The following is a 13,678-nucleotide window of genomic DNA, read 5'->3' as shown; positions in this document are numbered from 1 at the left end:
TCGATCTTAGGAAACGTATCGTGCCTCACTCTTCGGTGGCCGCCGACGCGGGCGTCGGTTACGACTGCCGCGAACTGACCCAGTACTCCGAGTTCCGTGAGGCGGCGGCACTCTATGCGCGCGTCTTCGCGTACACCGAGCAGGAGTACGCGCTCAACGCCAATCTGCTCACCGCGCTCGCACGTAACGGCGGATCCGCGGTGGGGGCCTTCGCAGACGACGGGGGGCTCATCGGGTTCGCGTACGGCTTCGCGGGCTGCGATGCGAGCGGGACCCACTTCCACTACTCGCAGGCGGCCGCGGTCGATGCCGCGCAGCAGGGCCGCGGAGTCGGTCAGGCGCTCAAGCTCGCCCAACGCGACGTCGCGCTCCGGTGGGGGCAGCAGTCCATGCGCTGGACCTTCGATCCGCTGCTGGCGCGGAACGCGCACTTCAACCTCAGCTCGCTCGGTGCGGTCGGCATCGCGTTCGAACGCGACTACTACGCCCGGCCCGACACCGACCGGCTCGTGGTCTCCTGGGATCTGACCGCGACCACGACCGCACCCCGGGCGCCGCGATCGGGCGTTCCGGCGGGACTGGGCAGGGAGGACTGGGGGCGCGTCGTGCACGTCGGCGACGCCGATTGGATCGCGATCCCCGCGCGTGCGGATGAGCTCGCCCCCGGCGAGCGCCCGGCGCTGCGGCGGCAGCTGGAGAGTGCGATGACGGAGGTGTTCCGGCGAGGCGACGTGCTCGTCGCGGCCTCCCGTGTCGACGAGCACACCGCGGTCTACCGCGCCACATCAGGGAAGGCCATCGCATGAGCGACCAGCAGCACGAGGACCGCGAGCTCGTTTCACCGCGGGACCGCTTCGGCGAGCGCATCCGGACCAACCTCTCGGCGGAGAGCATCCAGGCGCGCATCATCGAGACCGAGCTGCGCACGCTCGCGCTCACGTTCGAGGAGCTGAGCACGTCGGCCCAGGTGCCGCAGGCCGCGGCGCTGCTGCTGGGCGCCCGACGACGCTACGTCGCGGGTGAGGGGAAGGCGGCGGCCTACGCGCAGCTGCTCAACGCCGACCTGTCCGCGACGCTGTCCAACGTCTTCCTCGTCGACGGGCATGCGCTGCAGCCGCTGACCGTGCTGACGGATGTACGGGCCTCCGACGTGCTCATCGCCTTCTCCCTCCGGCGCTACCGCGAGGAGACCGTGCGGCTCGGGCAGCTGTTCCGGGAGGCCGGCGGGCAGCTCGTGGTGATCACCGACAGCGAGGACGCCCCGCTGGCGCCGCTCGCGACCTCGCTCATCCGGGTGCGCACCGGGTCGGCGTCCTACGCGGACTCGCCCACCCCGGTCGCGGCCGTCTGCCACCTGCTGAGTGCGCTGACGACGGCGAGCGCGAAGGGAGCCCGCCGTCGCCTGGCCGAGCGCGATCGGCTCGTCGCACGACTGGGACTGTACAGTTCGGATCCCTCGCGGCCCGAGGTCGACGAGGAGGTGGAGACGTGAAGATCACCCGCATCCGGCTGTTCGCGGTGCGTCAGGACCTGCGGCACAGCTTCGAGACCAGTTCGCATCGCAAATCGGGCATCGAGCACATCATCGTCGAGGCCACCGACGAGGAAGGCCGTCGTGGCTGGGGAGAGATCGCCGCGCCCAGCGACCCGTACTTCGGCGCGGAGACGACCACGACGGCGTGGGAGATCGCCACCCGCTACCTCGTGCCGGCCCTCGTCGGTGCCGAGGGTGAGGAACCTGCCGATCTGGAGATGACGTGGGCGCGGGTACGCGGCAACGAGTTCGCCCGAGCCGGCTTCTCCGGCGCGGTGTGGGACCTCTTCGCCCGCCGCCGGGGGCTCTCCCTCGCGACGGCGCTCGGGGGCACCCGTGACGAGGTGGTGGCAGGAGTCTCGCTCGGCATCGAGCCGTCGATCGACGAGCTCCTGGGCCAGGTGGAGCTGCAGCGCGCCGCAGGATATCCGCGCGTGAAGCTCAAGATCGCCCCCGGGTGGGACGTGGAGCCGGTGCGAGCGGTGCGCGACGCGCACCCCGACCTCGACCTCCACGTCGACGCGAACGGCGCGTATCCCGACGACGACGACTCCGCTGCCGTGTTCACACAGCTCGACGCACTGGGTCTGACCATGATCGAGCAGCCGTTCGCCCCGCGGGAGATGGTGGCGCACGCGACGCTCCAGGCCCGGATCGGAACGGCGGTGTGCCTGGACGAGTCCGTCATCGGGCTCGGCGATCTGCGCACGATGATCAGGCTCTCCGCCGCGCGCATCCTCAACATCAAGGTGTCGCGGATGGGGGGACTCACCGTCGCGAAGGCGGCGCACGACCTCGCCGTCGACGCCGGCATCCCCGTCTGGTGCGGGGGCATGCACGAGTTCGGGATCGGTCGGGCGGCGAACGTCGCGATCTCGGCACTGCCCGGGTTCCTCCTCCCGTCGGACGTCTCCGGTTCCGACAAGTACTACGTCGACGACATCATCGCCCCACCCGTCACCGCGGTGGAGGGCAGGGTGCAGGTTCCTCGCGGAGCGGGCATCGGCCACGACGTCCTCGTGGAGCGGATCGAGCGGGCCGCGTTCCGCACCTGGGATTCCGCCGACACCACCGTCCGCGATCCCGCGCTCACACACGGGTGAGACGCCCATTCCGGAGAGGACCATCATGCGTGCGCTGCTGCTGTTTCGCCTCGACCTGTCGGGCACGTCCGCCGTCGAGGAGAGCATCCACCCCATCGACCCGCGTGAGCCGATCGTCAGGGCGACCGACCTCGGCGTCAATCGCGGCGACGGGGTGTTCGAGACCGCCGTGGTCCGCGGCGGCAGGCCGCAAGCACTCGAGGCTCATCTGACGCGCCTCGAACGCTCGGCGGCGCTGATGGAGCTGCCCGCGCCCCGACGTGACCTGTGGCGAGCCGCGGTGCTCCGGGCGGCCGCGGCGGTGTCCCTTCCCGGAGTGCTGGAGGACGGGGAGATCGCGTCCGTCAAGTTCGTCATGACCCGAGGCGACGAATTCGACCAGGGAGCGCCGACCGGTTGGGTGCTCGGGTTCGCCGGCAGCGACCCCTCCGCCGTCCGTATGCGCGGCGTCCGCGCCGTCGTGCTGGATCGCGGCTACCGGCACGACGTGATGCAGACCGCCCCCTGGCTGCTGCAGGGAGCGAAGTCGCTCGCCTATGCGGTGAATCAGGCTGCCCTTCGGGAGGCGGCCCGTCGCGGCGCCGATGACGTGATCTTCGTGAGCGCAGACGGATTCGTGCTCGAGGGCCCGCGCTCGACGCTGATCGCCCGCATCGACGGCGAGCTCGTCACACCACCCGCCGAGCTCGGCGTCCTCCCCGGAACGACCCAGGCCGATGCATTCTCGGGAATCACCGACGTCCCGACGAGGATCGGGGTGCTCATGCGCGACGATCTGGATCGGGCGGACGCGCTGTGGTTGTGCTCCAGCACGCGCGGCGCGGTGCCGGTGGGGCAGCTCGACGGTGCGGAGCGGTTCATCGACCATGACCTGACCGCGCGGATGAACGCGGCGCTGGACGCGCGCGAGGACTGAGAGAGGTGCACAGCGGATGCTCGACAGTGTGATCGACGGACACAACGACCTGGCGTGGGCGAGCAGGACCCTGCTCGGGTATGGGGTGGAGGAACTCGCGGACGGCGTGCCGTCGACGCAGACCGACCTTCCCCGGCTCGCGATCGGCGGGGTGGCCGGACAGTTCTGGTCGGTATGGGTCGATCCGGTGCTGCAGGGTGCCGAGCAGGTCGTCGGAACGCTGGAGCAGATCGACTTCGTGCACCGTCTGGTCGACGCGCACCCCGAGCGCCTCGCCTTCGCGCGGACCGCAGCGGATGTGCGCCAGGCGATGGCGGAAGGGCGGATCGCCTCGCTCATCGGCATCGAAGGCGGCAGCCAGCTCGGCGGTTCGCTCGCGGTGCTGCGCCAGTACGCCCGTCTGGGCGCGCGGTACATGACGCTCACCTGGTCGCGGACGACCACCTGGGCCGACTCCGCGACCGACGACGCGCATCACGGCGGTCTCAGTGCGTGGGGCCGCGAGGTCGTGCGCGAGATGAACCGCATCGGGGTCCTCGTCGATCTCTCCCATGTTGCCCCGACGACGATGCGTCACGCCCTCGAGGAGACCACCCGCCCCGTGATGGTGAGCCACTCCGGTGCTCTCGCCCTCTGCGATCACCCGCGCAACGTCCCCGACGACGTGCTCGCCGCGATCGGTGCCCAGGGCGGAGTGGTGATGGTCGCTTTCGTACCCACGTTCGTCTCGCAGGCCCGCCGCGACTGGTGGGAGGCCGGAGGCGAGGGCGAGGCGCCGGCCGTGAGCGTCCGCGACGTCGCCGATCACCTCGACCACATCCGACGGGTCGCGGGACCACACGCCGTCGGCATCGGCGCGGACTACGACGGCACCGATGCGATGCCGGACGGACTCGCCGACGTCTCCGGCTACCCGGTGCTGTTCGCAGAGCTGCGAGCGCGGGGATGGTCGGAGGCCGAACTCGCCGGCCTCGCGCACGAGAACGTGCTCCGGGTCCTGGAGGCCTCCGATCGCGATCACGAGTCCTTCCTGGCAGGGCGGGCAGCACCGCCCGCGACCGCCGCGCTGGTGCCCGCCGTCGATGTGTCGACGCGGGAGGGAGCGCTGTGAGCCCGCGCGTGCTCGTCGTCGTCAACTCCGCGAGCTCCGGACCGCGGCGCCTCGGGGCCTGGCTCGTCGACCGCGGCATCGCGGTCGACGCCGTGGTCGCAGCGGAGGAGGAGCTCCCCGCCACTCTCGACGGCTACGCCGGACTGGTGCTCCTCGGCGGCGGCCTGATGCCGGACGAGGACGACCGTGCGCCCTGGCTCGCGGTCGAGCGCGCGCTCGCCGCCGAGGCCATCGACCACGACCTCCCGACGCTCGGCATCTGCCTGGGCGCGCAGGTGCTCGCGCACGTGGCCGGAGGAGAGGTGAAGGCGAAGACCGGCCCCGTCGAGCGCGGGGCGACGCCCATCCGTCCGACCCCGTCCGGCCGGGAGGACGCGGTGATCGCGACGCTCGGCGACGGTGCCCCGATGATCGAGAACCACCAGGACATGATCACCCGTCTGCCGCCGCGGGCGGTGCTGCTCGCATCCAGCGACGCCATCGAGATTCAGGCCTTCCGGCTGGGGCGGCACGTCCGCGGCGTGCAGTTCCACCCGGAGGCCTCGGCTGCCGATCTCGCCCGCTGGGACGATGCCGCCTTGCGCGGAGAAGGACGATCCTTGGCGCGCCTGATCGCCGCCGCCGAGGAGGTCGACGCGCACAACACCGAGGTCAGCCGTGCGATCGTCGAGGCGTTCGCGGACGAGATCCTGGTCGGAGGTCGCGGGTGAACGCGGCGGCCGCTCCGCTCGCGACGACGACGGTAGACCGCGCACTCCGGCGCGGGCTGGACGGGAGGGCGCGTCGGACCGCCCCCGCATCGATCGTCGCCGTGTGCGAGCGCGGGGAGGTGCGGGGTGTCCGCGCCCACGGACATCCGCGCGCCGACGCCGCGACGACGAGTCGGGACACCGTGTTCCGGATCGCATCGATGTCGAAGAGCTTTCTCGCCGCGACGGCACTCGCCCTGCGCGACAGCGGCGCCCTCGATCTCCATGCCCCGATCACCGAGTATCTCCCCGCCGTGCGCGCCAGGCACCGGGGCGCGGATGCCCTGCTCACCGGAGACCTGCTGCTCTCCAACCGGTCGGGGCTCGGCGAGGACAACGCCTGGGTCGACCGCCACCTGGGCGACTCCCGAGCGGAGATCGCTGCGCTGTTCTCCGAGGGGATGCTGCTCTCCGCCGCGCCCGGAACCACGTACCAGTACTCCAATCTCGGGCAGTCGCTGGTCGGCGCGGCGGTCGAGGCCGTCACCGGACGAGCCGTCGAGGACGTGGTGCGGGAGACACTGCTCGAGCCACTGGGACTGACGAGCACCGCCCATTCGGCGGACGGCTACGCGCACGACACCCTGGCCCGCGGCTTCCGCACCTTCGACGACGGCGCGACCTTCCACCCCGAGCCGTATGTGCGCACCGGCGCCCTCGGCTGCATCGGGAGCATGTTCAGCACCGTGGACGACATCGCCACCTGGATGTGGTTCCTCGGTTCGGCCTTCACCGACGACCCGCTCGCGCCGCACGTGCTCGCGCCCTCCTCGCGGATCGAGATGCAGCAGCCGAGGACACCCATCGACGTGCCATCGGGGATGTTCGACGGACGCGACCTCGCCGGTGCCGGCTACGGGTACGGACTCTTCGTGGAGCACGACCGGCGGTTCGGCCGCATCGTGCAGCACTCCGGCGGCCTTCCGGGCTTCTCCGCCCACATGCGCTGGCATGCGGCGACCGGCATCGGCGCGGTGGCGTTCGGGAACTCGGACGAGTTCGGTGCGCGGCGTGTGGCCGGTGCCGCACTGCAGGACGCGCTCGACGGCACCGACGCGCCGTCGGCCGTGGTGCAGCCGTGGCCGGAGACCGTGACCGCGGCGCGGGCGATCGATGACGCCATCCGAGAGGGCCGATCCGCCGCCGAGTATCCGGGCCTGGCCGATCACGTCCTCGAGGATGTGCCGCCGGGCATCCGTGATTCCCGCCTTGCGGCCCACATCGCCACGATCGGCGGCATGCACCCCGTTCAGAAGCCCTTCGCTGAGCGGGTGATCGCATCCGCCACCGAGGCCGAGCTGCTCTGGCGGATCGCCGGGGAGAGGGCAGACCTGCGCGTGCAAGCGCGCCTGGTGGGTGTGCCCCGGCCTCGCGTGCAGAACCTGGATGTCGCCGTCATCGTCCACGGCGAGACGAGGACGAAAGACGAGATCGTCTCGCCCGCCGACCGCCATCGCATCGTGTTCGACGGGGAGTGAGGAGCCCCGGAGCCGCGGGGGCATGCTTTTCGACCCAGTCCAAGAAATCGCCGTAGAATGGACGCATCCCGCCCCGTCCGTTCTGAGGATCGTCATGCCCGCAAACCCCGTGCGCCGTCTCCTGCCTTTCGCCGCGCTCGCCGCCGCCACCGCCCTGGTGCTCAGCGCCTGCGCTGCTCCTGCCTCGGAGGGGGAGGGTGACGGAGAACTCGTGTGGTCCATCGAGGGCGCGAACCTGTCGGCCGGGCACATGGACCCGCAGATCAGCCAGCTCGATGTCTCGGGCATGGTGCAGCGGGCGGTGCTCGACTCGCTCGTCTTCCAGGAGACCGACGGCACGTTCACGCCCTGGCTCGCGAAAGAGTGGGAGGTCTCGCCGGACAGCACCGAGTACACCTTCACGCTCCGCGACGACGTGACCTTCACCGACGGCGAGCCCTTCGACGCGGCGGCGGTCAAGGCGAACTTCGACCGCATCGTCGACCCCGCGACGGTTTCGGCCCAGGCAGCCAGCATGCTCGGCGCGGCCTTCTACGAGGGCACCGAGGTCATCGACGACTACACGGTGAAGGTCTCCTTCACCCAGCCGTACGCACCCTTCCTGCAGGCGGCCAGCACGCCGCAGCTCGGGTTCTACTCGCCCGCCGTGCTCGAGGAGTCGGGCGACAAGCTCAAGGCGGGCGGCCCCGGCATCACCGTGGGCACCGGTCCGTTCGAGCTGACCGAGTACACGCCCGACCAGGAGATCGTGTACACCCGCAACGATGACTACGCCTGGGGCCCGCACGACACGAAGGCTCCGAAGTTCGAGACGCTGCGCGTCGAGATCCAGCCCGAGGCCTCGGTGCGCACGGGCGTGGTGACCAGCGGTGAGGCCGATCTCGCCAGCAACATCCCGCCGAACCTCGCGCAGGACCTCGGCGACGGCGTCACGGTCGACTCGATCGAGTACCCCGGTCTGCCGTACTCGCTGTACCTGAACGAGAAGTACGGGGTGTTCGCCGACGAGAAGGTGCGTCAGGCCTTCGCGCGCGGCATCGACATCGACGCGGCGGTGGAGGAGATCTACTTCGGACAGTTCCCGCGTGCATGGAGCATCCTCGGCTCGACGACCCCGGGCTATGACGCCTCGCTCGAGGGCAGCTGGCCGTTCGATCAGGACGCCGCGAACGCGCTGCTCGACGAAGCCGGATGGACCGAGCGCGACGCCGACGGCATCCGTATGAAGGACGGCGAGCGGCTGTCGGTGCGCTGGATCGCCTGGACCCCGGTTCCCGACGACCGCGCGGCGCTCGCCAACGCGATCCAGTCCGACCTGAAGGGGATCGGGTTCGAGGTGAAGCGCGAGGTGCTCGAGCCGGGCGCCTACAACGAGCAGTACGAGCCCAAGACGTTCGACCTCACCGACTGGGGCTTCTCGGGAGTCGACCCCGATCTGCTGCGCAGCCACCTGCACACCGACGGCGTCCAGAACGCGTCGCAGGTGAGCGACCCCGAGATCGACGCACTCCTGGAGCAGGCCGTGGCCAGCAGCGACCAGGGCGAGCGCGACGAGCTCTACGCGCAGCTGCAGCAGTGGAACGCCGAACACACCGCCATCGTGCCGCTGTACAGCCCGTCGGCGATCACCGCCGTCGGCGAGCGCGTCGAGGGACTGCAGTACGACCTCTACGGTCGGCCGCTGTTCTACGATGTGACCGTCGGCTGAACCGCCGGCTGAGCGGAGGGCAGGGGTGGTGAAGGCTGCTCTCGTCCGCATCGTCGGCCTCGCTGCATCCGTCGTCATCGTGCTGTGGGGTGCCGCGACCGTCGCTTTCCTCGCGTTCCGGGTGATCCCGGGTGATCCCGTGTCGGTGATGCTCGGTCCCCAGGCGCAGGTCAGCGAGGCGGTGAAAGACGGGATCCGCGCCGACCTCGGGCTGGATCGGCCGCCGTTCGAGCAGTACCTCGGCTTCATCGGGCAGCTGGCCCGCGGAGACCTGGGCGAGTCGTACCAGCTGCGGATGCCGGTGTCCGAGGTCATCGGCCGGCAGCTCGGCGCGACCCTGCAGCTCTCGGTGCTCGCGCTCCTCATCGCCCTGGTGCTGGCGCTCGCCGTCGCGGTGCTCGTGCGCGGCCAGGTGGCTCGTACCGTCGCCGCGGGCATCGAACTGGTCGTGCTGTCGTCACCCGTGTTCTGGATCGGGCTCATCCTGCTCAGCGTCTTCGCCTTCGGCCTGGGCTGGTTCCCCGTCTCGGGGGCGCGGAACCCGGCCACTCTCGTGCTGCCGGCGATCACCCTCGCCCTTCCGGTCGCGGCGTTGCTGAGTCAGGTGCTGCGGGACGGCCTGATGCAGGCGGAGCGGATGCCGTTCGCGGAGACCGTGCGTGCCCGCGGTGCCAGTCCCTCGTGGTTCACGGTGCGTCATGGGCTGCGTCACGGCGCGGCCTCCGCCATCACGCTCGCCGCGTACCTCACGGGTTCCGTGCTCGGTGGTGCCGTGCTCGTCGAGACCGTGTTCGCCCGCCCGGGACTCGGCCGTGTCACGCTGGCCGCGATCAGCGACCGGGACCTTCCGGTCATCACCGGCATCATCCTCCTGAGCGCCCTGGTGTTCGTCGTGGTGAACCTCGTGATCGAACTCGTGCATCCCCTCATCGATCCGCGCGTCGGAGCGGCCCGAGCCGGAGGTGTCCGATGAAGCGTGCGCAGCGCGTGCTGCTGTGGGCGGCCGTGGCGATGCTCACCCTGATCGTCTTCGCCGCCGTCTTCCCCGGAATGCTCGCGACTCACGATCCGCTGCAGACCGACGTCCGCTCGGCGCTGCTCCCGCCGAGTGCCGAGCATCTCTTCGGCACCGACCAGAGCGGTCGCGACGTGTACTCGCGTGTCGTCTACGGGGCTGGGCGCTCGCTGGGGATCGGGCTTCTCGCCACGGCGGTCGCGCTGGCGGTCGGCCTCGTCATCGGAGCTCTCGCCGGGGTCGCACCCCGAGCGGTGGACACCACCGTGATGCGGGTCAACGACGTGCTGATGGCTTTTCCCGAGTTCCTCGTCGCTCTCGTCGTGGTCGCGGTGCTGGGCCCGGGGCCGGTGAACATCGCGATCGCGGTCACTCTCGCCGCGGTGCCCGTGTACATCCGGCTCGCCCGCGTGCAGACGCAGACCCTGCGGGTCGCCGAGCACGTCGAAGCCGCGCGCATCCTGGGCGTACCGAGGGTGAAGGCGTTCACGCGTCACGTCGTCCCCGGTGTGCTCGGGGCGCTGAGTGTGCTCGCGACGATCGGCATCGGGTCGAGCATCCTGGCCGCGGCGGGCCTGAGCTTCCTCGGTCTCGGCCCGTCCGAGCCGACGCCCGAATGGGGGCTGATGCTCGCCGGAGGACGCAACGTGCTGGGACAGGCGTGGTGGATCGCGGTCTTCCCCGGAATCGCCATCACCCTCACCGTCATCTCGGCGACCGTCATCGGGCGCATCCTGCGGGCACGCGCAGAAGGGCGGACGTCGTGAGTGCGCTGGAGGTGCGGGGACTGCGGATCGCGTTCGGCGCGGACCCGGTCGTCGACGGTGTCGGGTTCGCGGTGGAGCCGGGGGAGTGCGTCGCGATCGTCGGGGAATCCGGAGCGGGCAAGACACTCACCGCGCGCGCACTCCTCGGGCTCACGCCGTCGGATGCGACGGTGACGGTCGACACGCTCACCGTCGACGGGAGGGATGCGGCGACGCTCTCCGAGCGCGGCTGGCGAGGGCTCCGTGGCGCCGGCATCGGCCTCGTCTCGCAGGACGCCCTGGTCTCGCTCGATCCGCTCCGCCGCATCGGTGCGGAAGTGGCGGAGCCGTTGCGCCTGCACGGTATCGTGCGGGGCCGGGCGGCGCTCGACGCCCGGGTGCGAGAGCTTCTGCGGCGGGTGTGGATGCCGGATGCGGAGCGTCGCTCCCGGCAGTATGCGCACGAGCTCTCGGGCGGACTCCGACAGCGGGCATTGATCGCCTCCGCGATCGCCGCATCTCCTGTCGTCCTCGTGGCCGATGAGCCGACGACGGCGCTGGACGCCACGGTGCAGGCGCGGATCCTCGGCCTGCTGCGCGAGATCACGGACGCCGGGACCGCGCTCGTCTTCATCAGCCACGACTTCGCGGCCGTCCGGCGGCTCGCGGACCGGGTGCTGGTCATGAAGGGCGGGCAGGTGGTCGAGTCCGGCCCGGTGTCCGAGGTGCTGGAGAGCCCGCAGCACGAGTACACGCGTCAGCTGATCGCGGCGACGATCCACGAACCGCGTGCGGGGGTGCGGACGGAGTCGGCGCCGGTGCTGGTCGTGGACGGACTCTCGAAGAGCTTCGACGCGGTGCCGGCGGTCGTCGAGGCGTCGTTCACCGTCGTGGCGGGGCGGACGCTCGGCGTCGTGGGGGAGTCCGGATCGGGGAAGACGACCTTGGCGCGGATGATCGTCGGTGTCGAGCAGCCGGACGCCGGCTCGCTGCGCTGGATCGGCGAGCCGCGGGTGCAGCTCGTGCACCAGAACCCGCTCGGTGCCTTCGACCCCCGATGGACGATCGGGCGCTCCCTGCGCGAGGGGCTCGAGGCCGCGGGCGTGCCCCGGGGCAGACGGGCCGAGCGGGTCGCCGAGCTGCTGGACGAGGTCGGCCTCGCACCCGAACTCGCCGACCGTCGTCCTCGCGCGCTCTCCGGCGGGCAGCGTCAGCGCGCAGCGATCGCCCGGGCGCTCGCCGCCGACCCCGAGGTGCTCGTCCTCGACGAACCCGTGTCGGCGCTCGACCCCTCGGTCCGCGAACGCGTGCTGCAGCTGCTCGCCCGACTGCAGCAAGAACGGAAACTGACGATGATCCTCGTCTCGCACGACCTCGATGTGGTCGGAGCCGTCGCCGACGAGGTGCTCGTCATGCAGGATGGCCGGATCGTGGAGCAGGGCGCGACCGCCGAGGTGTTCGCGGCGCCGCAGCATCCGTTCACGCGAGAGCTGCGGGAGGCGAGCGGTCCCGTCAGTCCTTGATCTGGATGCCCAGGCCCGCCGCGATCACGGGCGCCAGCTGCTGCACCTGGAACGACGAGAGTGTCGTCCCGCGGAGGCTGTTGGCGTCGAGGTAGGTCATCGCATCGAGACCGCGCAGATCGACGTCTGTGGCGCGCATGCCCCGCGGGTCGACCTCGTCGCTGGTCGTGGCGGTGAACCGGACGCGGGTGAGGTCGGCCTGCGGCATGTCGATCGTGCGGATCGCGCAGCCGGAGATCTCGAGGTCGGTCACCTTCGCGGCACCGAGGTTGAGGTAGTCGATCCGTACGTCACGCAGCTCGAGTTCCGAGATGCGTGCCTCGCTGAGGTCGAGGGTGCCGATGCGGCCGCCAGCGATCCGCAGTCGTCGCACACCGGTGTCGCGCATCCGCAGTGAAGCGATGCGTGCCCCGGACATCTCGACGTCGACCACCGTCGCGCCCGTGAGGTCGACGGCTTCGGCATCCGCCGACACGGTGCACTGTTCGAGTGTCGCGTAGGCGAGGTCCACCGTTCCGTGGAGATCGAGGCTCGCGGCGATGATGTCGGCGCTGCGCGCGGGGGATGCGGGCTCGAACTCCCGGGGCAGATCGGGGTCGCTGATGCGGGGCGGTGCGGGGGACTCTGTCGTGCGGGCCATGCTCCGAGGCTATGGCCTGGCACAGACACCGGCCTGGCCCCGGCCTCGGCACGCAGATTCACACCCGAGTCGCACGCTCCGACTTCCTGCCGGGCGCTGCAGGCTGTCGACTCACAGTCGCCCCGGCCTTCTGCGCTCGGCGCGGCCACCCGCACGGATTTCGGCCGAGCGGAGCGCGAAATACCTGAAGACATGCGACCGCGACTTGTCCTCCACCCGACCTGGAAGCGCACAGCGGTGCACAGATGGCGTTTTCGCGCTCGGCGACGGAGCATCACAGCTTCACACTGGACGGGTGCGGCGAACGGCGGAGGGACTCACGGAGCGAATCGTCGACCTCGGCGGTATCGTGCGGTCCGGACGCGTCGCTGATCTCGGGTTCGGCAGGACGGCAGTGGAAGCTGCGCTCAGAGCCGGAGCCATCACCCGTCCTCGACGTGGATGGCTCGCCTCGCCCACGGCAGACCCGCTCCTGCTGGGCGCAGCCCGACACGGGGTGGTACTCACCTGTCGGACTCAGGCCGGCCGCCTCGGGCTCTGGGTGCATGACCCGAACGGTGTCCCGCACGTCGCCGTCGGGACGAACTCTGCGAGTCGGCGCGACCTCCGAGCCAAAGTGCACTGGGGAGCACCGGTCATCCCGCGTCACCCTGACGCGTTGGTCGATCCGGTAGAGAACGTGCTGGCGCACATCGCCGAGTGCGAACCGTTTGAGCAGGCGCTCGCCACGTGGGAGTCCGCATTGAACAGATCGCTTGTGAAGATCGAGGACCTGAGGGGCCTTCCCTGGAGACCAGCCGCTCGTCGAGTTCTGGCGACCGCCACGCCCTTCTCGGATGCGGGATTGGAGACGTACCTCCGCGAGCGGCTCCGCTGGCTCCGGGTGCCCGTGCGCGCTCAGATCTGGATCGCAGGTCACCGTGTCGACGCTCTGATCGGCAGCCGCCTCGTCATCCAGATCGACGGTGGGCATCATGTCGGTGCACAGCGCAGTGAAGACATCCGGCATGACGCTGTGTTGAAGCTCGGGGGATACCACGTCATCCGAGTCTCGTACTCTCAGATGATGTTCGAGTGGCCAGCAGTGCAGGACCTGATCATGCGCGCCGTCGCGCAGGGGATGCACGAGGCCTGAGTCGCCGAGACGTGCACGGG

At 70.6% G+C, this 13,678-nt stretch carries 13 protein-coding genes; 12 read left to right on the top strand and 1 reads right to left on the bottom strand.

Annotated elements, in window-relative coordinates:
• The first annotated feature begins 20 nt into the window (after positions 1-20).
• From CQ034_RS05175 to CQ034_RS05125, 11 genes are all read left to right on the top strand, one after another.
• Entirely contained in the window at positions 21-806 is a 786-nt protein-coding gene (locus CQ034_RS05175) for a GNAT family N-acetyltransferase (RefSeq protein ID WP_146114799.1), read from the top strand.
• Positions 803-1,492, top strand: a complete 690-nt coding sequence (locus tag CQ034_RS05170) for a MurR/RpiR family transcriptional regulator (protein ID WP_105710137.1) — start codon at positions 803-805, stop codon at positions 1,490-1,492. The genes CQ034_RS05175 and CQ034_RS05170 overlap by 4 nt, the downstream gene beginning before the upstream one ends.
• A complete protein-coding gene (gene menC, locus CQ034_RS05165) occupies positions 1,489-2,637 on the top strand; it encodes an o-succinylbenzoate synthase (protein ID WP_105710136.1) in 1,149 nt (382 codons plus the stop codon). Before CQ034_RS05170 ends, menC begins: the two co-directional genes overlap by 4 nt.
• Positions 2,638-2,662: 25 nt before the next feature.
• Positions 2,663-3,553 carry an aminotransferase class IV gene (locus CQ034_RS05160; protein ID WP_105710135.1) on the top strand — a complete coding sequence of 297 codons (891 nt, stop codon included), beginning with the start codon at positions 2,663-2,665 and terminating at the stop codon, positions 3,551-3,553.
• Positions 3,554-3,569: 16 nt separating this feature from the next.
• The gene (locus CQ034_RS05155) at positions 3,570-4,664 is read left to right on the top strand and encodes a dipeptidase (protein ID WP_029261652.1); all 1,095 of its coding nucleotides are present in this window, start codon (positions 3,570-3,572) and stop codon (positions 4,662-4,664) included.
• A complete protein-coding gene (locus CQ034_RS05150) occupies positions 4,661-5,374 on the top strand; it encodes a type 1 glutamine amidotransferase (RefSeq protein WP_105710134.1) in 714 nt (237 codons plus the stop codon). Before CQ034_RS05155 ends, CQ034_RS05150 begins: the two co-directional genes overlap by 4 nt.
• The gene (locus CQ034_RS05145; protein WP_105710133.1) at positions 5,371-6,891 is read left to right on the top strand and encodes a serine hydrolase; all 1,521 of its coding nucleotides are present in this window, start codon (positions 5,371-5,373) and stop codon (positions 6,889-6,891) included. The genes CQ034_RS05150 and CQ034_RS05145 overlap by 4 nt, the downstream gene beginning before the upstream one ends.
• A gap of 94 nt (positions 6,892-6,985) precedes the next feature.
• The gene (locus CQ034_RS05140; RefSeq protein WP_105710132.1) at positions 6,986-8,599 is read left to right on the top strand and encodes an ABC transporter substrate-binding protein; all 1,614 of its coding nucleotides are present in this window, start codon (positions 6,986-6,988) and stop codon (positions 8,597-8,599) included.
• A gap of 25 nt (positions 8,600-8,624) precedes the next feature.
• Positions 8,625-9,572, top strand: coding sequence for an ABC transporter permease (locus tag CQ034_RS05135; RefSeq protein WP_105710131.1), 948 nt, complete (start codon positions 8,625-8,627; stop codon positions 9,570-9,572).
• Positions 9,569-10,381 (top strand): ABC transporter permease, encoded by an 813-nt coding sequence (locus CQ034_RS19725; RefSeq protein WP_105710130.1) that lies wholly within the window; start codon positions 9,569-9,571, stop codon positions 10,379-10,381. The genes CQ034_RS05135 and CQ034_RS19725 overlap by 4 nt, the downstream gene beginning before the upstream one ends.
• Positions 10,378-11,883, top strand: a complete 1,506-nt coding sequence (locus tag CQ034_RS05125) for an ABC transporter ATP-binding protein (protein ID WP_258134062.1) — start codon at positions 10,378-10,380, stop codon at positions 11,881-11,883. The genes CQ034_RS19725 and CQ034_RS05125 overlap by 4 nt, the downstream gene beginning before the upstream one ends.
• On the opposite strand, the gene CQ034_RS05120 is transcribed toward CQ034_RS05125, so the two are convergent.
• Entirely contained in the window at positions 11,873-12,523 is a 651-nt protein-coding gene (locus CQ034_RS05120; protein WP_105710128.1) for a pentapeptide repeat-containing protein, read from the bottom strand. The two genes, CQ034_RS05125 and CQ034_RS05120, sit on opposite strands and share 11 nt — an antisense overlap.
• Before the next feature lie 295 nt (positions 12,524-12,818).
• Here CQ034_RS05120 and CQ034_RS05115 point away from each other — a divergent pair, with 295 nt between their 5' ends.
• The gene (locus CQ034_RS05115; RefSeq protein ID WP_258134061.1) at positions 12,819-13,658 is read left to right on the top strand and encodes an endonuclease domain-containing protein; all 840 of its coding nucleotides are present in this window, start codon (positions 12,819-12,821) and stop codon (positions 13,656-13,658) included.
• Positions 13,659-13,678 lie beyond the last annotated feature (20 nt).

This window comes from Microbacterium sp. MYb45, assembly GCF_002979655.1.
In the GTDB taxonomy this organism is placed as follows: domain Bacteria; phylum Actinomycetota; class Actinomycetes; order Actinomycetales; family Microbacteriaceae; genus Microbacterium.
This window is presented reverse-complemented; position numbering and strand designations above follow the sequence as displayed.